We start from the raw sequence: 22,807 nt of genomic DNA, 5'->3' as shown, positions 1-22,807 counted from the left end.
TCTAGAACCAGGATCGAACAAAAGATTGCCAAGCCCTGCCGATTCTGAGCGGTTTCATTGTCTCGCCGTTCGGGTACAGCCGGCTGATTCCCCTGGCGTCAATCAGCTTGCTGCCTACCTTCATGCGTACAAGCCAAGTGCTTCCCATGCCTTTACGGCCTTTCTCAAGAAAATCCTGCATATGGCTGTGCAGGCCGACGGCAACGATTTGTTCGCATCCCCCATCATAAGCCAGCAACAGCGCAGCGTCCTCACTGGTCCCGCCGCTTGGCAAAAGCACTCCCGACAAATGCAGCCTGTGCAGCCGTTCCAAGCCTGGAGCTGTTCCGTCGATGTAGCTATGTACGATAAGCTCGGCACCGGAGCATAAAGCCCGATCCGTCACGCTATCCATATCCCCGATGATCAGCCGCGGAGCGTACCCGAGCTCAAGCAGCGCGTCAGCTCCGCCATCGACACCGATGAGCACCGGATCCTCTCGCTGTATGTAAGCATGTAAAGCCGCCAGGTCTTCCTTATATCCGTTTCCCCTAACGACGATAAGGGCGTGCTTCCCTTTCAGCTTCGTTCGGAGAGACAGGCAGGTGAGCGGGTCAATCAGCCAATCTTTCTCTTGATTGGCATACCGGAGCGTGTTGTCGATAAATTCCCGGAGCCGAACGGGCTCCGCTTTTCGTGCGGCACGATAAGCCTCCAGCCACATTTGTCTGGTGAATCTTTTGCAGGGAAGGAAGGCATGGCCCAGATCGATGCCGTTCTCGGTTATGACGAGTTCGGGGGTTCCGCTTAAAAGCTCGAAGAATTCCGGAGCCGTTTCCAGCAGCGGCAGCCCTGCATCAAGAAGCAATAAGCCCGCCCGGCTTGCAAAGGTGCCGGTAGTGGTTTTGCCTGTATTAATCACCGCCTTAACCTTGGCAGCGATTAATCCCCGTACCGCTAACTCGTCCAAATCGTCGTGCGCGATAACGGCTATGCTGCCTGGACGAATTCTCTGCAACAGCTGCTTCGTGCTGCGGTCCGCTTCCACTTTTCCTTTCATGGGCCAACGTTCCGGTGTGCCATTCCATTTCATGATCACAATCACCCGTTTTCCGACGAAATGAATTGACGGGTAGGCTTCCCCATAGTCGGCAGATTCGCATGTGACCAGCACCTGTCTTCTAAGCATCCGCCTTGCCGAGGATGTCTGTTTGCTGCATAAGGGTGAAGCCTCCTTCAATATTTCTTTTAACGTTCCCCATGCATCTTTCAAGTATGCAGCAAAAAAACGGCATCCTCTTTCGATACCGTTAGATTTCCATAAACCAATCACCCGACAAATCATTTCGATTTATCGGGTGATGGATTGGATGTGAAGAATATAAACTTTTTAAATGGCAGTAACTAACTGTTCCAGTTAATCCTTACCCTTTCAAGAAACCTTATGCTCGATCCGCAGCTTGTCTGCGACCATCGCTATGAATTCGCTGTTGGTCGGCTTTGCTTTGGAGATATTGATCGTGTAGCCAAACAAATGGCTAATGCTCTCGATATTGCCGCGCGTCCATGCGACCTCAATCGCGTGGCGAATCGCGCGTTCGACGCGGCTCGGCGTGGTTTTGTATTTCTCGGCAATCGCAGGATACAGCGTTTTGGTGATGGCCCCGAGAATTTCAATATTGTTGTACACCATTGTAATGGCTTCACGCAAATATTGGTATCCTTTGATGTGGGCAGGAACACCGATTTCGTGAATAATCGAGGTAATGTTGGCATCCAGATTTTTCGCTTTTGGCAAATGAACGATATTGGCTTTCGCTTGCATTGAAGATGACATCATCGACATCGTTTGGTTAGGGCCCACCAATTGACGAATGCGGTTCGTCAGAATCTCCATGTCGAAAGGCTTCAAAATGTAATAAGAGGCGCCAAGCTGAACCGCTTTCTGCGTAATATTCTCTTGGCCAAAAGCAGTGAGCATAATAATTTTAGGCTGTGGATTTAAATCCCTTTCACGGAGTTTCTCAAGCACACCCAGACCATCCAAATGTGGCATGATAATATCCAGAATCAGCACATCCGGAACTTTGGGGCTTTGCTCGATTAAACGAATAACATCGTTTCCGTTATAGGCTACACCCGTTACCCTCATATCCTCCTGATCATCGATAAATTCAGATAATAAATTGGTGAATTCACGGTTATCATCCGCTAAAAGAACTTCAATAGTTTGCAACAGAAAGCTCTCCCTTCATTTGCGACAATTACGTTAGCATTATTTACCTAATAATATGATTTCGACACACACTTTAAAATTCCTTCTGTCGAATATTATTTTTGTGGATTTTTTATCAGTTTTATTTTATAATAAATAATTTAATTCATTATTATACATTTTTCGACAAACACTTTATTTTCTATATCTGAATTCGCACCAACTATCCTTTCTTCGTTCAGGTAAAAAAAATGAAGGCGATTAGCTCGCCTTCATTGCTTTTGTTCCTTCCTGATTTCCCGTTGACCGGAGCATAATGCCTGCATCCTGCAGCATCCATTCGATAAAACAACCATAGCCGCTTGTCGGATCATTAACAAATACATGGGTGACCGCACCAATGACCTTGCCGTTTTGAACGATCGGACTGCCGCTCATGCCTTGAACAATTCCCCCCGTTTTTTCCAGAAGACGGCTGTCGGTAATTTTGATGACCATTCCTTTGGTTGCAGGGTACTCTTGTTTGGCCACATGGATGACTTCAATATCGAATTTTTCGACTTTTTGGCCTCCGATCACGGTATAAATTTGTGCAGGACCTTCTTTGACTTCCTCGGCAAAGGCTACCGGAAGCACCTTGTCGCTCAGACTGTGGGAAGGAGCTTCGTACATCTTGCCGAAAATGCCGAATTGCGTGTTTTTCTCAATATTGCCAATTGCCTTGCTTTCTCTGGAAAACTGGGCTCTTTTTTCACCGGGTTCGCCATTTTGGCTTTTGGAGATGGAGGTCACATTGGAATGAACGATCTCTCCATTACCTACCACAATCGGCGTTTGTGTATCCATGTCAGTAATGATATGTCCCAGGGCGCCATACACGCCTTGATCCGGGGCATAGAATGTCAGCGTACCAACGCCCGCTGCGGAATCACGAATGTACAGTCCCAGCCTGTAAGCATTATCCAGCAGATCGTAGGCAGGAGTAATTGGAATTTCCAACGTTTGATCACCGCGTAAAATCGTTAAAGAAATGGGTTTTTTACTTTCGCCCGCCGCCTTGACAAGCTCAGCTACCTTGCTCACATCGTTTACGGGTTTACCGTCCATTTTGACGATCAAATCTCCAAGCTGGACTTTCGCTTCTTCGCCCGGCGACGTCTTTTTATCCTCCGCAACGGCTACGAGGTGATGACCCACCACCATAATGCCCGCGGACTTCAGTTTTACGCCGATGGTTTGCCCGCCTGGTATGACTTTGAGATCGGGTACGACATTAACCTTTACCGTTTTGAGCGGGATTTTGCCAAACAATTTCAGCTTCATTTCCGCTTGTCCGGCTTTGTAGGATTGTAAAGAAATAGGATGATGAAGATCCACTTGAAATGAGTGCTCGGCGGTTCCGTTCACTTTTAATATTTCCGGATGATTAATGGTCAACTGTGCATTCACCGGCATGGATAGCTGTAAATGGGCTTGTTGTCCGGTAAAAAGTCGAAGCTCCTCGGGGAATGAGGCAAAGCTGCGGAAAGGGGTGGTTAAGCTCCCCCAACAAACGAAGAGGACGAGCAGTAATCCAATCAATCTTTTTCTCTGGTTGGAACTCAATTCGCTCACGCTCCCTTGCTTCCTCTGCATAGCGGCATCTTATCCTGTACACCAACATGGTTCAGATACCGCTGATGTGTACCTTTAAGGTAACCCCCGCCCATTTCTTTTATAACACCAAAATGGTGCCACCCCCGTTAGACCATCCTTGCCTTTTTATCATTTGCCAAGGCAAGCATTTCCTGTGCGTGCTGGAGCGTCTTCTCCGTGACCTCTACTCCGCCCAGCATCCGCGCCAGTTCATGAATCCTCTCGTCAGTACCCAGGTCGTCTACATTCGTATATGTCCGGTCGCCATCCGTTGTTTTGTGTATACGGTAATGCGCGTCCGCCATACAGGCCACCTGCGGCAAATGGGTGATCGAGAACACTTGACAGCTCTGCGACAGCTTGGACATTTTCTCAGCAATCGCCTGAGCCGCTCGTCCGCTTACCCCGGTATCCACCTCATCAAAGACGAGAACCGGTATCCGGTCCACCCGGGCAAATATCGATTTCAACGCCAGCATGACCCTCGATATTTCACCGCCGGAAGCGATTTTGCTTAAAGAGCGAAGCGGCTCTCCGGGATTCGCCGAAATCAGAAATTCGACTTGATCGGCACCGTCTCTTGTCAGCTTCCTCCCTTCCACCGGTGCGAAATGCACTTGAAACTGCGTCCTCTCCATATGAAGCTCACGCAGCTCCGCTACAATCTCCGCCGAAAGGCGATCAGCTACGCTTTTTCTTAGTCCGGTCAAATCGTCCGCCAACCGCTGAAGGGCCGCAAATGCCGCTTGTTCCTGCTTTTCCAGCTGCATTAGCTTCTCATCTTTATTCTCGATGAGATCCAGCTCATGCGCAATTTTGTCCCCATAAGCCAAAATGTCGGATACGGTATCTCCATATTTTCTCCTAAGAGACGATATTGTATCCAGTCTTTGTTCGATAAAATCAAGACGAGACGGGTTGAATTCCACCTCGTCCCGGTAATCCCTGATTTGATAGGCCGCATCCTCAAGCTGATAATAGGAACTCTGTACCTGTTCGGCAATAGACTGAAGCTTAGCCGGGTCCAGCCCGGCAATATCCTGAAGCTTCTGCATGGCGCGGCGCACCGAGTCAAGCCCTTTGCCTCCGCCATAGAGAAGATCATAAGCGTCGGCCGCGTTCGAATACAGTTTCTCCGCGTTTCCCAGCTTTTGTTTTTCCTCTGCCAATGCCTCATCCTCACCCGGTTTTAATTGGGCGGCTCGGATTTCTTCAACCTGAAAACGGTACAAATCCATCATCTGCAAATTTTGCTTGCTCGTATCCTGCAGCTCTCTCACTTGCTTGCGTATGGTTTGATAAGCATCATAAGCTTCTTGATAGGCCTGTCTGGCAGGGGCAATCTCCGCTTCTCCGAACAGATCGAGCCAGCGGAGATGCTCCTCCACCTTAAACAAGGACTGATGCTCATGCTGCCCGTGAATGTTCACGAGCCATTCGCCGACTTCCTTCAGCATGGCCAGATTGACGAGCTGTCCGTTAATGCGGCTTGTGCTTTTGCCTTGCGCCGTAATTTCTCTGCGTATGATAAGATGCTCTTCCGGGTCCGCTTCTATTCCCAACCGCTCCAGAACGGCCCACACCGGATGGCCGGGCTCTATTCCGAACATCGCCTCAATAGTAGCTTTGTCGCTCCCGTAGCGCACCAGATCGGAAGAGCTTCTGCCGCCTGCAATCAGGCTCAGCGCATCGATAATAATCGACTTCCCCGCTCCCGTCTCCCCTGTCAAAACATGAAAACCGTTTTTGCAGTGCAATTCAACATGTTCTATCACCGCCAGATGGCGGATGGACATTTCCAGCAGCATGGTTCACACCTCTTTTGGCTTCATCCGAGCATTCCAAGAATTTGATTGACCACATGCGCGCTTTGGTCTTTCGTACGGCATATAATCAGAATGGTATCGTCGCCGCAGATCGTTCCCATAATCTCGTTCCATTCCAGGCTGTCAATGAGAGCTCCAATGGCATTGGCTGTGCCCGGCAAGCTCTTTAGCACCACCAGATTTTCGGTATGATCGATATGTACAAAATGATCGTTGAGCGCCCTGCGAAGCCGCTGCATCGGATTATAACGCTGATCGGCAGGCACCGAATACTTGTATCTCCCGTCATCGAGAGGAACTTTCATTAAATGCAATTCCTTAATGTCCCGGGAAATCGTTGCTTGCGTTACGTGAAACCCGGCGGTTCGAAGCTGCTCCACCAGCTCATCCTGGGTTTCAATCTCGTTATTTGTAACGATTTCACGGATCTTGATATGTCGTTGGGCTTTCATGGTATCCTCCCTGCTGCGTATATTATTCATCGTACAGCTGCACAGCGAACACAAAGCAATGAACCTTCCGCTGTGGCAAGTCCACATATAATACACCGGCCGTGTTCGGATACACAAGCTGGTACACCAGCAGCCGTTCGCGTATCGAGCTTCCCGTCCACTCCACCGGCTTCCGGTCCTTAGCCAGCTTGACCGTATAGTACAGGCCATTCTTCGAAGCCATATAATCTATAAACAATCGGCTGTGCAGCATTTCCCCGTCGTTTACTGAGATTTCAATGGGAATGCGCTTTTTGCCGCTTATGACTTCATAACCGTTCTCTTCCAGCAAACGCGTCGCATCGTCATCAGGCAATTCCTCATCAATCAGAAAATCGAAAGGCGAAGCATTATCCACAGTCTCCCGCATTTTGCCCCGTATATAATAGAAAGCCCATATGGCGAGCACTGCTATGATCAGCACAACGACCGTTCCGTCACCCTTTTGCATGGAATCACCTCGAAATTACTATTCGAGAATCCGCCTTCATAATCCTCTAAAAAGGCAAAAAACTCATCCATTAAGATGAGCTCTGCATGCTTTGCGACTCTTCAACAACCTCGCGGATGCGCTGTTCCAATTCGGAACCGGACCATCCGGGCTCGTCCGTATGGGTTTGGGTCAAATACGCTAAAAACTCGATATTTCCTTCTCCTCCCTTAATCGGGGAGAAAGTAATACCCTTCACGGCAAATCCAATTTCCTGTGCAAACTGAAGAACCGTTTGCAGCACTTCCCGGTGTGTTTCCGGCTCCCTTACCACTCCGGATTTGCCTACCTTCTCTCTGCCTGCCTCAAACTGCGGCTTCACCAATGCAACCACTTGACCCGAAGGGGCAAGCAGTTTTTTTAGCGGTGGCAAAATAAGCTTTAGGGAAATGAACGATACATCGATGCTGGCAAAGGCGGGCACCGGTCCCTTTAAATCCTCCGGCTGTATGTAACGGAAATTCGTCCGTTCCATTACGCTGACGCGCGGGTCTTTGCGAAGCGACCAATCCAATTGATTGTAGCCCACATCGACGGCATATACGTGAGCTGCGCCATGCTGAAGCGCACAGTCCGTAAAGCCGCCGGTAGACGCGCCAATATCCAGCACAGTGATACCCTGAAGATTAATATTGAAAGTCCGAAGCGCTTTTTCCAGCTTCAATCCGCCGCGGCTTACGTAAGGATGCACCGCCCCTTTGACGACAATTCTGGATGAGCGCGGGATTTTCGTGCCGGCTTTATCCACCGGCTCATCCTCCACAAGCACCAGGCCGGCCATAATCGCCGCTTTCGCTTTTTCTCTTGTTTCAAACAAACCGCGCTCGACCAGCAGGAGGTCGAGCCGTTCTTTATCCGCTTTGTCTGCTGCCATGAATAGCTCCTTACATCTTACGCCCGCTGTTTTTTGCGCGGGACGAGCGATTGCAGCTCGGTTATCAGCCGTTCTGCCGTCAATCCCACTTCTTGACGCTGTTCCTTCACAGAGCCATGCTCCACGAAATAATCGGGAACGCCGATCAGCTTTATCCGCATGCCGTATATATTGTTCAGAGAATAATACTCAAGCACGCCGCTTCCGAAACCGCCCATTTGGGCGCCTTCCTCGAGCGTGACGACCGGGATATCTTCCTTCGCGAGCTGCATCAGCACAGCTTCGTCCATCGGCTTGATAAACCGGGCATTGACGACCCGAACCTGAATACCTTCCTTGGCAAGCTGCTCTGCCGCTTCAAGCGCAAGCGGAATCATCGGTCCGACGGCCAAAATCGCTGCATCCTTTCCCTGCCGCAAAACTTCCCACGTGCCGATCGGAATCGGACTCACAGGCTCATCCGTGGATACGCCCAAGCCGTTAACCCGCGGGTAGCGTACGGCAATCGGCCCGTCATCATAATCAATCGCCGTTTTCATCATGTGCCGCAGCTCGTTCTCGTCCTTCGGCATCATCAGGACCATATTCGGAATGCTGCGCAGGTAGGCGATATCATAAACCCCCTGATGGGTTTCTCCATCCGGCCCAACGAAACCCGCGCGGTCAATCGCAAAGACGACATTCAGGTTTGCCCGGCAAATGTCGTGCACAACCTGGTCATAGGCCCGCTGCAGGAAGGTGGAGTAAACCGCAAATACCGGCTTCAAGCCAAGGCTGGCCAAGCCTGCCGAGAAGGTGGCCGCATGCTGCTCCGCAATGCCGACATCGTACATGCGGTCCGGAAATAATTTGGCAAACTCAAGCAGACCCGAGCCTCCCGGCATGGCCGGCGTAATCGCTACGATTCGCTTGTCTTGACGCGCAAGCTCGATCAAGGTTTTGCCGAACACTTCTGTATACATAGGCGGCCCGACGGATTTGAGCACTTGACCGGATTCAATCTTGTACGGAGTAATCCCATGCCATTTGTGCGAATCCGCTTCGGCAGGAGAGTATCCCTTCCCCTTGAGCGTAATGACGTGAACGAGTACGGGGCCGTTTACTTTGTCCGCTTGCTTCAAGGCTTCCAAGAGCAGCGGCAGATTATGGCCGTCCACCGGTCCAAGGTACGTAAAGCCGAGCTCCTCAAACCATACCCCCGGAACGACTAAATATTTGAAGGAATCCTTTAAACGTTCCGCCGTTTTGGCCAGAGTCCCGCCAATCGCCGGAATTTTTTTGATCAGATGCTCGAATTCTTCCTTGGCTTTAACATAATGACGGTCTGAACGAATGCGCCCCAAATAGTTATGCAGCGCGCCGACATTCGGGGCGATGGACATTTCATTATCGTTCAGAATGACCATCAGCTTTCTTTTCTCGTGCCCGATATGGTTCAGCGCTTCTAACGCCATCCCTCCGGTAAGAGCCCCGTCGCCGATGATCGTAATGACGCGATTCGATTCTCCGTTAAGATCGCGGGCTACCGCCATCCCCATCGCAGCGGATAAGGACGTACTGCTGTGACCGGCTTCCCATACGTCATGCTCACTCTCGGAACGCTTCACAAAACCGCAAAGGCCCTTGTATTTACGCAGCGTATCGAATTTATCCTTGCGTCCAGTCAATATTTTGTGAACGTAGGATTGATGCCCCACATCGAATATGAATTTATCTTTCGGACTATCAAACAAATAGTGCAGAGCAATCGTTAACTCGACAACACCAAGGTGGGGCGCGAGGTGACCGCCGGTAGCCGAAAGCTTTTCGATCAGAAACTTTCTCGTTTCCGCTGCCACTTGCTCCAGCTGTTCTACTGTAAGACCCTTCAGGTCCTCAGGCTGATGAATTTGATTGAGCAGCACGCTTGTTCCCCGCTTTCCATGGTAAAGTAGTCAATCCAATGCCGAGACGTTGCCTTGATATCATGAAGTATAGCACAGGAGAAGTCCCGTGCTCAAATCAATCATGTTCAATTAATGATCCCGCTTCATCAAGAAATCGGCAAGCTGCAAAAGCCTCTCAGGCTTTGGAAACCCCGCTTGTACAATCGATTGCTTGGCTTTTCGGGTCAGTTCCTCCACCTTGGCTTCGGAGGCTTCGATCCCGATAAAATAAGGGTAGGTTACTTTCTGCTGTTTCACGTCGCTCTGTACCGGTTTACCCAGCTTCTGTTCGTCCCCGATCAAATCCAGAATATCGTCCTGAATTTGAAAAGCGAGGCCGATGCAGGTGCCGAAATGCTCGAGCGCAGCCAGCTGTTTATCGCTTGCGCCGGCGATTCGACCGCCTGCTTTTAAGGAAAATACGATCAAATCGCTTGTTTTATGCAGATGGATATATTCCAGCTCTTCCAGCCGGGTGACCCCCTGCTCTCCCAGCATGTCCGCAGCTTGACCGCCCACCATGCCCGGAGCGCCAGCCAGACGTGAAAGATCTTCTACGATATCCGCAATCGTTTCTCCCGAAATTCCATGCTTTCTTGCCGATTGAACAATCATGTGAAAGGCATGGGTCAGCAGGGCGTCACCGGCAAGAATGGCCATCGCTTCGCCAAACACTTTATGATTCGTCAGTTTGCCGCGGCGGTAATCGTCGTCATCCATTGCCGGCAAATCGTCGTGAATCAGAGAATACGTGTGAATCATCTCAACGGCCAAAGCCGCCGGCATGGCGGCAGTCGAATCGGCGTCAAGCGCTTCCGCTGCCGCGAGCACAAGAATCGGACGAAGCCGCTTGCCCCCGGCCATCAAGGAATACATCATCGCTTCGCGCAAAGGAGCAGGGATGCTCCACTGGGAAGGTATCGATGTCTTCAGCTCTTGCTCGATAAGCAGTACTTTTTCTTTAATATACGTGTCTATCCCGTTTAGCGGTTCAATCATCGGGTATCCCCTTTATCGCCTTCGTCCGCTTGAAACGGCTTTTTGACCATGCCGCCATCTTGCTCAAGCAGGACCTCGATTTTCCTTTCCACCTGTTCCAGCTTGCTGCTGCACAATTGCGACAGCTTCATCCCTTCCTGGAACAGCTCGATCGCTTGCTCCAGCGGAACGTCTCCGCTCTCCAGCTGTGCCACAATGCGCTCAAGCTGATCCATGGCTTGCTCAAAGCTAGGCATCGCTTCCTGATTTGTCATCGACTTTCTCCTCCATTGACCAAACATGACAATCGATACGGCCGTCCTTCAGCCTAAGCTTCAAAATATCACCGATTTGGACCTGGTCTATCGATTTAATCAAATGCTTTTCCTTCTCATCATACACTAAACTGTAGCCGCGCTGCATGATTTTCAAAGGGCTGAGCGCGTCGAGCTGACGAATGCCGGCCATCAGTTCCTGTTGCTTTCCCTTCAGCACACCCTGCATGGCCTGCCGCAGCTGCCGGGTTGAGGAATCCAGGCGCTTGCGCGTATAAACGATTTGCTCCTTCGGATTGAAAGATGCCAGCCGGCGTTCGGAACGCATCAGACGTTCCCCCGATTTCGTCACCCGGCTGCGGATCTTGTAGCCGAGCTGCTCCCGAACCCGGTCGAGCCTCTCTGCCGGCTGCTGCAGCAGCTGCCGTCTGGGGTTCGTCAAATAGGGCGAACGCTGCAGCCGCTTAAGCTTTTCTTTGCTGCGTTCGAGCTGTTTGGCCAGCCCCCCGAATAGCTGCTGCTTATAAAAGCCGATCTGCTGCATGAGTTCCAAATGGTGCGGAACGGCAAGCTCGGCAGCGGCCGTGGGTGTCGCCGCCCGCAGGTCGGCTGCAAAGTCGGCGATCGTGAAGTCGGTCTCATGCCCTACGGCAGAGATGACCGGCAGCACCGAGGCATGGATGGCCCGCGCAACGATTTCCTCATTAAATGCCCATAGCTCCTCCAGGGACCCCCCACCGCGGCCGACAATCAAAACATCCACTTCGTTCATTTCATTCATGTCCCGGATGGCTTTTACGATCGATGGGGCCGCCTGCTTTCCCTGGACCAATACAGGATATAAGAGAACAGGCACGGACGGATGGCGGCGCTGCAGCGTGGTGATAATGTCGCGAACCGCTGCTCCGGTCGGAGACGTGATGACACCGATCGCCTTCGGAAATCGGGGGATAGGCTTCTTTGCGGCCGGAGCGAACAACCCTTCGGCTTCCAGCTTTTTCTTCAGCTGCTCGAAAGCCATAAACAGGCTGCCGATCCCGTCCGGCTGCATTTGCGTAACGTAAAACTGATACTGCCCGTCCCGTTCGTAAACCGAGATGTTTCCGCAGGCAAGCACTTTGGCGCCTTCCCTCGGAATAAAAGCAAGCTTCTGATTATACGAAGCGAACATAATACATTTTAACCGGCTGTCTGCATCCTTTAGCGAAAAATACATATGCCCGCTGGTATGATGCGTAAAGTTGGAGATTTCTCCCCTGACCCATACGTTCTGCAGACGGTCATTCCCCTCAAGCAACATTTTGACAAGCCGGTTCAAATCCTTGATGGAATAAACTTGTTTATCCTTCATAACGGATCACAAAGCGGCATGCGCGCCTGCCGCCCGCTGTGCCGCTTCAAGCGTATTGCGAAGAAGAATGGTAATCGTCATCGGCCCGACGCATCCCGGAACAGGCGTCACGTAGCTTGCCGTATCCAGCACATCGTCAAAATCAACGTCTCCCGCCAGCTTTCCGTTATCGAGCCGGTTAATGCCCACGTCGATCACGACAGCGCCCGGTTTGATATGGCTGCGGTTGATCATTTTGGCTTTGCCGACCGCCGCCACAAGGATATCCGCCTGACGTGTAATCTCCTCCAAATTCTTTGTGCGCGAATGGCAAACGGTGACGGTTGCGTTCTCCCTGAGCAGAAGGGTCGCCATCGGCTTGCCGACGATATTGCTCCGGCCTACAACGACAGCATGCTTGCCGGCGATATCTACGCCGATCTTCTTCAAAATCTCGATGACGCCTGCAGGCGTACAAGGAGCCGGTCCTTCTTTACCGATCATCAGGTTGCCGACATTGACCGGATGAAAGCAGTCGACGTCCTTCTCCACTGCGATCGCTTCCACTACACGTTCTTCCGAAATGTGCTTCGGCAAAGGCGATTGTACAAGGATACCGTGAATAGCGGAATCCTCGTTCAGTCTGGCAATCAAAGCGAGCACTTCCGCCTCAGGCGTTTGTTCGGCAAGCTTGTACACCTCGGAGTGCATTCCCGCTTCTTCGCAGGCTTTCGCTTTATTGCGGACGTACACGTGCGATGCCGGATCGTCTCCAACGATGACCACGGCCAGCCCCGGGCGAACGCCCTGCTGTACAAGCCGTTCAACCTGCTCTTTGATTTGCGCGCGATAAGCGCTCACGATCTCTTTACCATTAATTACTTGTGCGGACATGTAAGCCGTTCCCCTTTCCATTTTTCAGACCTTCGGCGTCTGTTCCCGAAGCTTCTCCAAATCCTTGATCATCTTACCGAGCACGCCATTGACGAATTTCCCCGATTCCTCCGTCCCGAAATTCTTGGCCATCTCGATTGCCTCGTTCACGACTACCTTCGGCGGCACGTCTTCCTTGTAAATCATTTCGTACGCGGCGAGCCTCAATATTTCACGATCCACCCTGGACAGCCTGTCCATTTGCCAGCCTTTTAAATAATCCGACAGCAAGCTGTCGATTTGCTGCTTATGCTGTGTGGTGCCTTCCACAAGCTCCTGCACTTCCGCCGGCGATATTTGATCGCGCTCCCGTGTCAGCTGCGCTTCATCTTCTCCTCTTGCCTCTTCAACGACATGAGCGATGGCGTCACCGGATGTGACTTCGTTCATCTCGATTTGATACAGACTTTGCAGCGCAAGCTCCCTTGCCAATCTTCGTCTCATTAACCAATAAAACCTCCTGTTGGTCACTTAAAGGATCATTAAAAAAATCCTCAGGCTATCCCAAGGATTTTAGCGGAACAATCTCCATTTGTCCATTAGCCAGCGCCAAGTGTCTTCTACGGGAAATACCGGCTCGTTCCGGTCCAGCTTTTTCCCTATATAATAACCAGTATATACGATCAAGACAAAGATTAACATACGCCACAAGCCAAAGAACAAATATATCATCCCCAAGACGCCTCCGGCAAGGACGCCAAAGGTTTTGCCCCTGTGCTTTTCCCGCAGCTGTTCCCATATTTGCATCCACATCCGGGAAGCTCACCTCTATTCCACTCGACTTTTGAAGGTGGGGGACGATTGCTGGATATTCGCTACAAACACAGTCACATGTGCAACCGGAATACCCGTGATGTCTTCAATGTGATTCTTGACATTGCCCTGAATCTCTTCCGTCAGCGCCGGAATGGAGCTTTCGCCGTCAACAATGACGCGGATCACAAACTCAAGCCCCGCTTGATTGACTTTGACACGCGAACGCAAATCCTTCACGCCCCGGGTGCGGCCCGCCGCTTTAAGCGCCAGATTCTCCACCGTATCGAGCGATATGCGGATATCCCCGAAATCGGTTCTCTGATCTATCGAAGGCACATCCGACTTCCCCCGCCGAACCGCCAGATAAAGAAAACGGATACTGATCAGAAAAACCGCTATGGTAACCGGGATGAATATGACCGCCGTGTCCATATCATAATATATGTCATGGACAAAATTTTCCGCAGCGGTTAAAGGAATGAGTCCGAAGGCTAAGAACAATAGGACGACGGAGGCAATAAATATAATGCCGCTGAAAAGCAGCAGCAGCAGTCTGTCGAGCACTTTTACCACGTATTCCGACTCCTTCCGAAAATATGGCGGAAACCCCCAGACGATAGGTTTGGGGGTTCAACCGGGCTTCATGTTTATTTCACGCGTTGCGGAGATGTTTCGACCTCTTCGGCTTTGTCTGCGCCCTTGAAGATAACGTCATGAATATGAACGTTGACCTGCACTACGCTAAGTCCTGTCATCGACTCGATCGCCTGCTTCACATTCGCCTGCACGCCGCTTGCCACCTCGGGAATTTTCGATCCGAATTCGATGACAATGGACACGTCAATGGCCGCTTCACGCTGTCCCACTTCGACCTTTACGCCTTTGGATACGTTCTTCCGTCCGAGAAGCTCGGCGATCCCGCCGGCGAATCCCCCGCTCATTCCCGCAACACCGGGAACTTCTACAGCAGCCATACCGGCAATGATTTCAATCACCTCGGGAGCGATTTGAATCGTGCCCATCTCGGTCTTCTCATAATCCGCAGCCAGTGTACTCATTGGATAGGTCCTCCTCCAAGTTTTTGCTAAAGCAAAAACGGCTTCAAAAAACATTCATGTTCATTCTGTTTTCCGGTAAAGCGACTATCTTATAGCCGCTCTAACCTTGTCTTATTGTATACTATACCATCCCGGCAAAAATATGACAATGAATTGTAAATCAGGAATTCGGGTCATTTACATCATGTTCTTCCAAAAATTTAATATCGAAGTCGCCGGCCAGAAACTTCTTATGCTCCAGCAGCTTCAAATGGAAAGGTATCGTCGAGTGGATTCCTTCGATCGCAAATTCCGATAACGCCCGTTTCATTCGCTGCACAGCCTCGTTCCGATCCGCTCCCCAGACGATCAGCTTGGCGATCATGGAATCGTAATGCGGGGAGATCGTATACCCCGGATAAGCGGCGCTGTCCACCCGAACCCCAAAGCCGCCCGGAGGCAAATAAAATTGAATTTGGCCTGCCGAAGGCATGAAATTCCGCTCGGGATCCTCCGCATTAATCCGGCATTCGATGGCCCAGCCGTTGATCTTCACGTCTTCCTGGGTGAAGGACAGCGGCACCCCTTCCGCTACACGGATCATTTCTTTAATAATATCGATGCCGGTAATCAGCTCCGTGACTGGATGCTCCACCTGAATGCGCGTATTCATTTCCATAAAATAAAACTGTCCGTCGGCGCCCAGCAAAAATTCAAGCGTACCTGCACCGGAGTAGTTCACGGCCTTGGCCGCGCGTACGGCCGCTTCTCCCATCCGTTCGCGGATTTCCGGCGTCAGAATCGGGCATGGCGCTTCCTCGACCAGCTTCTGGCGGCGGCGCTGCACGGAGCAGTCCCGCTCGCCCAGATGCACAACATTGCCGTGCTTGTCCGCCAGTATCTGTATCTCGACATGCTTCATGCCTGTCAAGTATTTCTCCAGATAGACGCCGGCATTGCCAAAAGCATTCTGAGCTTCCTGCTGTGCGGTGGTAATCTGTTGAATCAGCATTTCCTCGTTCTCTGCCAGACGAATCCCCTTGCCTCCGCCGCCTGCCGTTGCTTTAATGATGACAGGATAGCCGATTTCCCGGCAGATCCGGATTGCCTCGTCCATATCTTCCACAAGCCCGTCGGAGCCGGGAATAACCGGAACGCCCGCGTCCTTCATCGTCTGCTTCGCCACAGACTTGTCGCCCATTCTGCTAATCGCATCGGGAGACGGTCCGATAAACGTGATGTTGCAGCTTTCGCAGATTTCCGCGAAGTCCGCATTCTCTGCCAAGAAGCCGTAGCCCGGGTGAATGGCATCCGTTTCCGTAAGCGTAGCCACGCTCATCAGATTCGTATAGTTCAGATAACTGTCTTTGGAAAGCGTCGGTCCGATGCAATAGGCTTCATCCGCCAAACGGACATGAAGCGATTCCCGGTCGGCTTCGGAATATACCGCGACCGTGGAAATGCCGAGCTCACGGCAGGCGCGAATAATCCGAACGGCGATTTCCCCACGGTTGGCAATCAAGATTTTTTGAAACTTCAATGGTGTTCTCCTCCTACTTACTCCGGTTTCACCAGGAATAAAGGCTGACCGTATTCGACCAACTGGCCGTTTTCTACCAGCACTTCGACAATTTCACCTTTAACCTCGGCTTCAATCTCGTTCATCAGCTTCATCGCTTCGAGGATGCAGACAACCGTCTTCTCCTTCACTTTGCTGCCTTTCGAAACAAACGGCGCCGCTCCCGGAGAAGGAGCTTCATAGAATGTGCCTACCATCGGGGAAACGATTGTATGTAAGCCGGCATCGGCTGCGGCAGGCTTCTCGGCTGCCGGTGCAGCGGGCGCAGGAGCGGTCTGCTGAACGGCTGCTGGCGCATAAGCTTGCACAGCAGGCGCGGCAGCAACGACGACCTGCTCGGTTTTATTCGGTTTCCGAATCAAAAGGCGGGAGCCTTCGTTTTCAATTTCCAGCTCTTGTAAAGAGGTTTGATCCACTAGCTTAATCAGTTCTTTGATTTCGCTTAACTTAAACAAATAGGTTCACTCCTTTGGCGTCTTGTTCCAACCGGCGTCAATATACTGCGGCAGCGGTCGGAACGAAAGGTGAAACAAACGACGTTGTTATTATATCACAATCTTCCGGCAAGGAAAGAGTTTCTTGGGACTTGCCCATGAAGCTGGGAACAACGCCGCCTGATTCACTTGTACCGCATGGATAACACGGTCGGGAAGAGCAGCCGGGCTTCGAAGGGTATAGATGAAACAAGAGTCCCTTCGCGGGGACTCTTGTTTCATCTGCTTGGCACATTTGGATTAAGGCTTGTATTGTATGGCGATGTGATCCGGGATGATGCCAAGCTCCTTCATTACCTGATCGGCAATACTGACGGCTTGGCTTCTTTCCAGCTTGTTCGCTTGCACCGTTACCTTCCATCTCTCGCCTTCCTGGGTAATCACCGCTTGCGGATACTCCTTCATAAGGTTCTCTTCCAAGGATGTGATCTTCGTTTCAATGTCCTGGAGCTTTTGCAGTTCCGTCTGCGCTTTTGCGGCGGCTGCCTGCGTCTGCTTGGTGTCGGCCAGAATGGTCATCAGCGACTCCACCTGTTTGGACAGCGCTTCGTCGCGCTTCATTTGCAGATTCACAAAATAATCGGAACCCGAGGTCGCTTGAGCCTGGATTTGTTCCAGCACTCTGGCGTTTTGGTCGCCGGCTGCCGCTTCATTTTTGGATACGGGCTGAGCAGTCGTCGGGTCAGCGCCGGATTCCGGCTTTTCTGTGGATGGCGTTTCGGTGCTCGTGCTGCTCGATTTCGGATCGGTCTCGGTCTTCGTCCCTTCTTCGGCTTCGGGCTGCTGATCGCTCTGCTTCGGCACCGTTTGTCCATTGGCTGCTCCCTGCGGCAGGCCATCCAATTGGCCCGCGTTGATAATCACTTCTTTGGATTGCGTTGAGCTGGCCGTATTCAACTCCAGTTGGCTAACGTCTTCCGTGAACAAATAGTAGGCTGACAGGACTACCATCAAGCTGAGCATGGATACGAGCCAAATCGTTTGTCTTTTAGAGTTCATCAGTATTCCTCCTTAAGTGAGTTTATCGTTTTATCACTGCTTCCTGCGAACGCGAATTATTGTTTCCGCGGAAGAATGGATATCCGGTGCGGAGGGACGCCAAGGCCGCGTTCCACAGCCTCGGATATCATCTTTTTCACTGTTAAATTTTCCGCCCCTTTGGCCACGACCAGCACGCCGCGGATTTTAGGTTTGATCGTTTTGGTTACGAGGGGCTTTTTGCCGCCCGACACCTCGTAAAGAACGACTTCCCCTTTGCGTGAAATATCGGTAATATGCCTTTTGGCTCCCTGTTGATCCTGTTCATTGGTGATCTGCTGCGTTTCCTGGGTATTGCGTTCAACCGTGACCTCCTCGGTCGATTCAATCGTGACAAGAACCTCCACCTCGCCTACCCCGACGATTTTGGTTAAAATCTCCCTGAGCTGGGACTGATAGGCTTCCTCAAATTCGCGGAAGGGACTGGACTCCTTGCCGCTTGATCCGAAGACAGGCTGCGTTTGATCCGCTGGAGAAGCGCGACCCTCACCGATGGGATCCACCTCTTTTACCGTAATGAATGAGTTCAGTATCATGAAGGCGGCTCCGACCAGCCCCATCAGCAGCAGCCAGCGGAGGGTCTGGATTCGTTTGGGTCCGCCCGGTCCGCCGCTAAAAAGGCTGAACGGCCATCTGGGTTTCCCGTCGTTGTCTCCCATCGATTCACCTCCTTGAGGATAGTCCCATCCGGATCTGGATTTGCTCTCCGGACAGCTGCCAGTCCTGCTCCAGCATCAGCAAAATTTGCGTTTGTTTCTGCAGCGCCTCCGGCGGGAGACGATCCTCTTGCACTTCATCCGAGGCCCACGCCGGATTTGAATCCTTCCTGTCTTCCCCGATTTCAATCGGGGCGATGTCAACCGGTTCCACCGGCCTGACAGGCCCGCTGCTGCCGACCGCCTGGTATCGGCCTTGCTGTGATGTGTTCTCGGTTGAAGGTACAAAGTCCAGGGACAACGCCACGCTCCGAATGACCGCTTGACCATTCTCATCCTGCCTGGTATCGACCTGCACGTTTTGTACCTGTACTCCCGCCGTTTGTTCAATTTTGCGCTTGATCAAATCGGCAACCTGGTTTTGCACAATCCGTTGGGATTGCTCCTCCCGCCTTAACCGCAGCGTCTCCGCTCTCTGCTGTATGGCGGGGAGCGACTCCATACGGTCCGTACCGTTACCGCTCTGCCACTTCCAGGCGGCATCCTGTTTGAACAGGGCCGATCCAAGCTTTTGATCTATCTGGCTGCTGTTATCTATTAAGGATAAAATGGGATGAAGCAGCGTCATCAGAAGAAACAGGGAAATCACCGTTTTGACATACCTCTGCATCGATTGATTCGGCAGCAGCAAGTCGACGAAAGTCGCGAGCAGAATCACGAGTATGACCGATTTAAGCCAATCGCTCAGGAAGTCCATAGCGGGATCCCCCTTCCCGTTCGGAGGATTATCGCATCATCACGGATACGTTCCCCGCCGCAATCAGGATTGTAATCGCCAAGAAAAACATGAGCCCTACCGCTGCCAGAGCAGCAAATACGTAAATCAAACTTTTCCCGATGGTTGCCAGACATGCGGTCATCGGATGATCGCCTAACGGCTGCATGACCGCCGCGGAAAGATTATATATGAAGGCAAGCGCAATAATTTTCAGTGCAGGAAACGCACAAAGTACCAGAATAATCACGACCCCCGACAAGCCTACCGCATTTTTGACCAGGAGCGACGCGCCGATAACCGTTTCCGAAGCATCGGAGAACAGCCTGCCTACTACCGGCACAAAATTGCCCGCAATATATTTGGCCGTACGGATCGTCACTCCATCCACAATCGCTCCCGCGCCCCCTTGAACCGATACCACCCCGAGAAAAACGGTTACGAATATCCCCAAACAGCCCAAACTGATATTTCGTAATAAATTCGCAAGCTGCGTTACTTTATATTTGTCCGACAGCGCGCTTACGATATGAAGCACTGCCGAAAAAAACAACAGGGGAAAAACGAAAAAATAAATCACCGTCCCTATGGCATAAACCATGAATACAATCAGCGGATGCAGCACGGATACTGATACGACATTCCCCATGGAGGCCAGCAGCGTCAGAAGCAGCGGAACTACGGCAATCATAAAATGGGTCATTTCCGAAATGGCGGATTTGGCGTAACCAATCGCCAGGTTAAAGCTGTTCACCGCCATAATCATCAAAACCAGAAATGATATGGCGTACGCGATTTTGCTTACGTTGTTTTTCTCAAAGGAGCTCTGGAGCGTTTCCAACAGCATGCTGAAAACCGATAGGATCACGATGGATGCAAGCAGTTTGCCGCCATAAATCAGCTCGTGAAAAAAGTACCGCAAAAGCCCGGAGAAAATCGAACCGGGGCTGATCTCTTTGGCCCCGAGCAGCAAATCCATAAACGAAGGCGCTGCGGCATCGGGAAAATACCCGCCGTACTGCCGCATCAAGCGGCCCCAGAACTGCTCCACCTGATCGAGCGGCAGCCGCTCCGCTTGCTCGCGAATCAACTCCTCTACCGGCGTCGCTGCGTATGCGGTCATTCCGCAGCCCCCCGGCTTCCAGCAGCTTAAAGCATTCCCTCCGTCAAGCAGCAGCGCCGTGATCACAGCGATCCAGAGGAGCAGGAGCTCCGGGCGCCGATCCCTGCTTTTTCCACCGCCGGGATAGCGGCCTGTCTCAAGCGACATACGTTTTTTTAGATGCAGCATAGCTTCATCTCCTGGTTCGCTTCGCCTCTCCAGTGTGCCGCAATGGTTTAAGCGGGAAGCAGCTTGACCACGGTTTCGATGATGACCGACACGATCGGGATGGCCATCACCATAATGAGGATTTTGCCGGAGAGTTCAATCTTGGAGGCAATCGCCTCCTGCCCCGCGTCTCTGACGACCTGCGCCCCGAACTCCGCGATATAGGCGATGCCGATGATTTTCAGAATGGTCTTGAGGAATATCAGGTTGATTTCGGCTTTGTTCGCCAGTTCCTCCAGCACCCCGATGACTGTCGATATTTTACCGATTAAAAATAAGAAGATCGTAATCCCCGTGAAGGCGGTGAGCAAAAAGGCAAACATTGGCTTCTGCTCTTTGATGACCAGCACAAGAACCGTCGTGATCAACCCGAGTCCCACCACTTGTATGATCTCCACAGGCATCCCCCCCTCTTATTGAAAGAGGAAAATTGTCTTGATTTCATTAAACAGGCTGTCTAACAACCGGACGACCATAAACAGCACCACGACAAAGCCGATGACGGTTACCCAATGGGCCATATCTTCTTTGCCCATTTGCTTGAGCACGGTATGAATCATGGCGATAATGATGCCGATGCCGGCAATCTGGAATATCGCGTTTACATCTACGTTCATTGGCGGCACCTCACCTAATACATCAAGATGACGACGAGCAGCCCCATCAGCAGTCCCAGGCTTTTCCACATCCGTTCATACCGCTGCTGTTCCTCGCGGGCGCAGTCCGCTTCACCTTGAAGTTGATTGACGGCCAATTTGAGATGCTTAACCTGGTCTTCTCTGTCGGTCAGCCCCAGGGTAGAGCCGAGCTGCAGCAGCACTTCCTTCTCATTTGGCTTCATGGAGGTATTTCTCCAGCCGGCAGTCAACGTCTGTTCCCAAATGGTTTGGACGGAACGCCCGTCCGGTTTCACCAGCTCAGCCGCCGTGTCCAGAAACAAGGATCCCACCGGATGGGTCCCCGCTCGCCCGGTTTGTCTGAGCGCTTCCGGCAGCGGAGTGAAGCCGTACACGATTTCCGTCTCCAGCCGCTGCAAAAGCCGAATCAGCTCGGAGATTTGCTTAGGCCTGCGCGATAATTGGGATGCCTGATAAAAACCCAGGAGAGTGCCTGCCAGCAGAATCAACATGGCGCCCAAGAGCTTCAGCATCCTGGACTCCTTCTTTCGCTCGCGCTCATAAGGTCATCCCCCCTCTCAAGGCAAGCCTGTCATCCATCCGTTTACCAATTTGATCAAACACCGCCGTATTCGGTCCCGGAGGAGCGGCAGCCCCCGTCCTGCGGTGCAAAACGACGAACCGGTCAAAGACTTCGGCTTCAAGCAGCTCCCGCAGGATCGGACGTCGCTTCGCATCTTCGATATCCCGTCCATGCGCAGTCGCTACAATGCTGATTCCCGCATGAAGCGCTTCATGAATGGCGGCTGCATCTTCAGCCCGTCCGATTTCATCGGCGATCAGCACTTCCGGAGACATGGAACGGATCATCATCATCATGCCCTCGGCCTTCGGACAGCCGTCGAGTACATCGGTTCGGGGACCGACGTCGAAGGTCGGCACGCCTTTCACGCAGGCTGCGATCTCGGAGCGTTCGTCCACGATGCCGACCTTGAAGCTCCTGTAAGACCTTCCCGATTCGTTGACCTTGCCGCCTGAGCTGAGAAGCCGGGCCAAATCGCGGATGAATGTGGTCTTTCCTTGCTGCGGCGGAGAAATGACCAGTGTTCGATAAACACTCCCGTCTCTTGGCTCCAGCAGGAACGGCAACGCCCCTGCCGCCGCCTTTTTCCATTCCCGGGCAAGCCGAATGTTAAACCCGCTGATGTCCTTTATATATTTCACTTTGCCCTGCTCGACCACCGTCCGGCCGGAGAGACCTATCCGATGCCCGCCGGCTACGGTAATGAATCCCCGCTTCAGCTCTTCCTCAAACGTATACATAGAATGCTGGGTCAAGAGCTCCAGCAGCGTTGCACAATCTTTGTGGGTCGCCCGGTATGCTTGCTCGGGATTCGGGCTCAAGCCGCCTTTTTCGGCAACAAAACCATGTCCCGTGCTCCATATGACTTCAAGCGGACGCGACTCGCGAATGCGGATTTCTTGCAATTCGGCTTGAATTCGCGTTGGTAGAGTTAATAGAATCTGCCGCACAGGGGCAGAAAAAAACGGTAGAACCGATCCGATCAAAGTAC

The 22,807-nt window shown here is 51.8% G+C and carries 26 protein-coding genes; all 26 read right to left on the bottom strand.

The window, feature by feature from the left end:
- Window position 1: 1 nt before the first annotated feature.
- The gene (gene steA / locus NR121_RS06865; protein ID WP_256830997.1) at window positions 2-1,168 is read right to left on the bottom strand and encodes a putative cytokinetic ring protein SteA; all 1,167 of its coding nucleotides are present in this window, start codon (window positions 1,166-1,168) and stop codon (window positions 2-4) included.
- A gap of 243 nt (window positions 1,169-1,411) precedes the next feature.
- The gene (spo0A, locus tag NR121_RS06860; protein ID WP_054817761.1) at window positions 1,412-2,215 is read right to left on the bottom strand and encodes a sporulation transcription factor Spo0A; all 804 of its coding nucleotides are present in this window, start codon (window positions 2,213-2,215) and stop codon (window positions 1,412-1,414) included.
- Window positions 2,216-2,455: 240 nt separating this feature from the next.
- A complete protein-coding gene (gene spoIVB, locus NR121_RS06855) occupies window positions 2,456-3,799 on the bottom strand; it encodes a SpoIVB peptidase (protein ID WP_171005830.1) in 1,344 nt (447 codons plus the stop codon).
- Between the two features lie 137 nt (window positions 3,800-3,936).
- The gene (recN, locus tag NR121_RS06850) at window positions 3,937-5,637 is read right to left on the bottom strand and encodes a DNA repair protein RecN (protein WP_256830996.1); all 1,701 of its coding nucleotides are present in this window, start codon (window positions 5,635-5,637) and stop codon (window positions 3,937-3,939) included.
- A 20-nt stretch (window positions 5,638-5,657) separates the two neighbouring features.
- Complete coding sequence (ahrC, locus tag NR121_RS06845; protein WP_054817786.1) at window positions 5,658-6,107, bottom strand: transcriptional regulator AhrC/ArgR; 450 nt, start codon at window positions 6,105-6,107, stop codon at window positions 5,658-5,660.
- Window positions 6,108-6,129: 22 nt separating this feature from the next.
- Window positions 6,130-6,597, bottom strand: coding sequence for a hypothetical protein (locus NR121_RS06840; RefSeq protein ID WP_054817760.1), 468 nt, complete (start codon window positions 6,595-6,597; stop codon window positions 6,130-6,132).
- Between the two features lie 70 nt (window positions 6,598-6,667).
- Window positions 6,668-7,510 carry a TlyA family RNA methyltransferase gene (locus NR121_RS06835; protein WP_062408930.1) on the bottom strand — a complete coding sequence of 281 codons (843 nt, stop codon included), beginning with the start codon at window positions 7,508-7,510 and terminating at the stop codon, window positions 6,668-6,670.
- Between the two features lie 17 nt (window positions 7,511-7,527).
- On the bottom strand, window positions 7,528-9,414 hold the full coding sequence (gene dxs, locus NR121_RS06830) for a 1-deoxy-D-xylulose-5-phosphate synthase (RefSeq protein ID WP_256830994.1): 1,887 nt from the start codon (window positions 9,412-9,414) through the stop codon (window positions 7,528-7,530).
- 111 nt (window positions 9,415-9,525) lie between these two features.
- Window positions 9,526-10,431: a polyprenyl synthetase family protein gene (locus NR121_RS06825; RefSeq protein WP_375162514.1), complete on the bottom strand. Its 906-nt coding sequence runs from the start codon at window positions 10,429-10,431 to the stop codon at window positions 9,526-9,528.
- A complete protein-coding gene (gene xseB, locus NR121_RS06820) occupies window positions 10,431-10,688 on the bottom strand; it encodes an exodeoxyribonuclease VII small subunit (RefSeq protein ID WP_054817759.1) in 258 nt (85 codons plus the stop codon). The genes NR121_RS06825 and xseB overlap by 1 nt, the downstream gene beginning before the upstream one ends.
- Window positions 10,663-12,039, bottom strand: a complete 1,377-nt coding sequence (gene xseA, locus NR121_RS06815; RefSeq protein WP_256830991.1) for an exodeoxyribonuclease VII large subunit — start codon at window positions 12,037-12,039, stop codon at window positions 10,663-10,665. Before xseA ends, xseB begins: the two co-directional genes overlap by 26 nt.
- A gap of 6 nt (window positions 12,040-12,045) precedes the next feature.
- The gene (gene folD, locus NR121_RS06810; protein ID WP_174350334.1) at window positions 12,046-12,912 is read right to left on the bottom strand and encodes a bifunctional methylenetetrahydrofolate dehydrogenase/methenyltetrahydrofolate cyclohydrolase FolD; all 867 of its coding nucleotides are present in this window, start codon (window positions 12,910-12,912) and stop codon (window positions 12,046-12,048) included.
- A 24-nt stretch (window positions 12,913-12,936) separates the two neighbouring features.
- Entirely contained in the window at window positions 12,937-13,395 is a 459-nt protein-coding gene (gene nusB, locus NR121_RS06805) for a transcription antitermination factor NusB (protein WP_054817758.1), read from the bottom strand.
- Window positions 13,396-13,464: 69 nt separating this feature from the next.
- Window positions 13,465-13,704 (bottom strand): DUF2273 domain-containing protein, encoded by a 240-nt coding sequence (locus tag NR121_RS06800; RefSeq protein WP_054817757.1) that lies wholly within the window; start codon window positions 13,702-13,704, stop codon window positions 13,465-13,467.
- 15 nt (window positions 13,705-13,719) lie between these two features.
- On the bottom strand, window positions 13,720-14,280 hold the full coding sequence (gene amaP, locus NR121_RS06795; RefSeq protein WP_054817756.1) for an alkaline shock response membrane anchor protein AmaP: 561 nt from the start codon (window positions 14,278-14,280) through the stop codon (window positions 13,720-13,722).
- A gap of 74 nt (window positions 14,281-14,354) precedes the next feature.
- Window positions 14,355-14,765 (bottom strand): Asp23/Gls24 family envelope stress response protein, encoded by a 411-nt coding sequence (locus NR121_RS06790; RefSeq protein WP_054817755.1) that lies wholly within the window; start codon window positions 14,763-14,765, stop codon window positions 14,355-14,357.
- A 160-nt stretch (window positions 14,766-14,925) separates the two neighbouring features.
- Complete coding sequence (gene accC, locus NR121_RS06785) at window positions 14,926-16,284, bottom strand: acetyl-CoA carboxylase biotin carboxylase subunit (protein ID WP_062408935.1); 1,359 nt, start codon at window positions 16,282-16,284, stop codon at window positions 14,926-14,928.
- 17 nt (window positions 16,285-16,301) lie between these two features.
- Window positions 16,302-16,778, bottom strand: a complete 477-nt coding sequence (gene accB, locus NR121_RS06780; protein ID WP_054817754.1) for an acetyl-CoA carboxylase biotin carboxyl carrier protein — start codon at window positions 16,776-16,778, stop codon at window positions 16,302-16,304.
- Between the two features lie 279 nt (window positions 16,779-17,057).
- Window positions 17,058-17,816: a SpoIIIAH-like family protein gene (locus NR121_RS06775; protein WP_054817753.1), complete on the bottom strand. Its 759-nt coding sequence runs from the start codon at window positions 17,814-17,816 to the stop codon at window positions 17,058-17,060.
- A 56-nt stretch (window positions 17,817-17,872) separates the two neighbouring features.
- Window positions 17,873-18,514 (bottom strand): stage III sporulation protein AG, encoded by a 642-nt coding sequence (gene spoIIIAG, locus NR121_RS06770; protein ID WP_062408937.1) that lies wholly within the window; start codon window positions 18,512-18,514, stop codon window positions 17,873-17,875.
- A gap of 4 nt (window positions 18,515-18,518) precedes the next feature.
- Window positions 18,519-19,268, bottom strand: a complete 750-nt coding sequence (spoIIIAF, locus tag NR121_RS06765; RefSeq protein WP_054817752.1) for a stage III sporulation protein AF — start codon at window positions 19,266-19,268, stop codon at window positions 18,519-18,521.
- Between the two features lie 28 nt (window positions 19,269-19,296).
- Entirely contained in the window at window positions 19,297-20,577 is a 1,281-nt protein-coding gene (gene spoIIIAE / locus NR121_RS06760) for a stage III sporulation protein AE (protein ID WP_062408939.1), read from the bottom strand.
- 47 nt (window positions 20,578-20,624) lie between these two features.
- The gene (gene spoIIIAD, locus NR121_RS06755; RefSeq protein ID WP_062410962.1) at window positions 20,625-21,014 is read right to left on the bottom strand and encodes a stage III sporulation protein AD; all 390 of its coding nucleotides are present in this window, start codon (window positions 21,012-21,014) and stop codon (window positions 20,625-20,627) included.
- Between the two features lie 15 nt (window positions 21,015-21,029).
- Window positions 21,030-21,233 (bottom strand): stage III sporulation protein AC, encoded by a 204-nt coding sequence (gene spoIIIAC, locus NR121_RS06750; RefSeq protein WP_054817751.1) that lies wholly within the window; start codon window positions 21,231-21,233, stop codon window positions 21,030-21,032.
- A gap of 14 nt (window positions 21,234-21,247) precedes the next feature.
- On the bottom strand, window positions 21,248-21,766 hold the full coding sequence (gene spoIIIAB, locus NR121_RS06745; RefSeq protein WP_062408940.1) for a stage III sporulation protein SpoIIIAB: 519 nt from the start codon (window positions 21,764-21,766) through the stop codon (window positions 21,248-21,250).
- 25 nt (window positions 21,767-21,791) lie between these two features.
- Window positions 21,792-22,802: a stage III sporulation protein AA gene (gene spoIIIAA / locus NR121_RS06740; protein ID WP_074726776.1), complete on the bottom strand. Its 1,011-nt coding sequence runs from the start codon at window positions 22,800-22,802 to the stop codon at window positions 21,792-21,794.
- Window positions 22,803-22,807: the final 5 nt, after the last annotated feature.

The sequence above is a fragment of the Paenibacillus sp. Pae15 genome (genome assembly GCF_024519685.1).
Taxonomy (GTDB): Bacteria; Bacillota; Bacilli; order Paenibacillales; family NBRC-103111; genus Paenibacillus_G; species Paenibacillus_G naphthalenovorans.
This window is presented reverse-complemented; position numbering and strand designations above follow the sequence as displayed.

Bases quoted from the DNA above. Each gene is read 5' to 3' on its own strand.
- steA (WP_256830997.1), bottom strand. From the start codon at position 1,168: ATGCTTAGAAGACAGGTGCTGGTCACATGCGAATCTGCCGACTATGGG.
- recN (WP_256830996.1), bottom strand. From the start codon at position 5,637: ATGCTGCTGGAAATGTCCATCCGCCATCTGGCGGTGATAGAACATGTT.
- ahrC (WP_054817786.1), bottom strand. From the start codon at position 6,107: ATGAAAGCCCAACGACATATCAAGATCCGTGAAATCGTTACAAATAAC.
- NR121_RS06840 (WP_054817760.1), bottom strand. From the start codon at position 6,597: ATGCAAAAGGGTGACGGAACGGTCGTTGTGCTGATCATAGCAGTGCTC.
- NR121_RS06835 (WP_062408930.1), bottom strand. From the start codon at position 7,510: ATGGCAGCAGACAAAGCGGATAAAGAACGGCTCGACCTCCTGCTGGTC.
- xseB (WP_054817759.1), bottom strand. From the start codon at position 10,688: ATGACAAATCAGGAAGCGATGCCTAGCTTTGAGCAAGCCATGGATCAG.
- xseA (WP_256830991.1), bottom strand. From the start codon at position 12,039: ATGAAGGATAAACAAGTTTATTCCATCAAGGATTTGAACCGGCTTGTC.
- folD (WP_174350334.1), bottom strand. From the start codon at position 12,912: ATGTCCGCACAAGTAATTAATGGTAAAGAGATCGTGAGCGCTTATCGC.
- nusB (WP_054817758.1), bottom strand. From the start codon at position 13,395: ATGAGACGAAGATTGGCAAGGGAGCTTGCGCTGCAAAGTCTGTATCAA.
- NR121_RS06800 (WP_054817757.1), bottom strand. From the start codon at position 13,704: ATGTGGATGCAAATATGGGAACAGCTGCGGGAAAAGCACAGGGGCAAA.
- NR121_RS06790 (WP_054817755.1), bottom strand. From the start codon at position 14,765: ATGAGTACACTGGCTGCGGATTATGAGAAGACCGAGATGGGCACGATT.
- NR121_RS06775 (WP_054817753.1), bottom strand. From the start codon at position 17,816: ATGAACTCTAAAAGACAAACGATTTGGCTCGTATCCATGCTCAGCTTG.
- spoIIIAG (WP_062408937.1), bottom strand. From the start codon at position 18,514: ATGGGAGACAACGACGGGAAACCCAGATGGCCGTTCAGCCTTTTTAGC.
- spoIIIAF (WP_054817752.1), bottom strand. From the start codon at position 19,268: ATGGACTTCCTGAGCGATTGGCTTAAATCGGTCATACTCGTGATTCTG.
- spoIIIAE (WP_062408939.1), bottom strand. From the start codon at position 20,577: ATGCTGCATCTAAAAAAACGTATGTCGCTTGAGACAGGCCGCTATCCC.
- spoIIIAC (WP_054817751.1), bottom strand. From the start codon at position 21,233: ATGAACGTAGATGTAAACGCGATATTCCAGATTGCCGGCATCGGCATC.
- spoIIIAB (WP_062408940.1), bottom strand. From the start codon at position 21,766: ATGCTGAAGCTCTTGGGCGCCATGTTGATTCTGCTGGCAGGCACTCTC.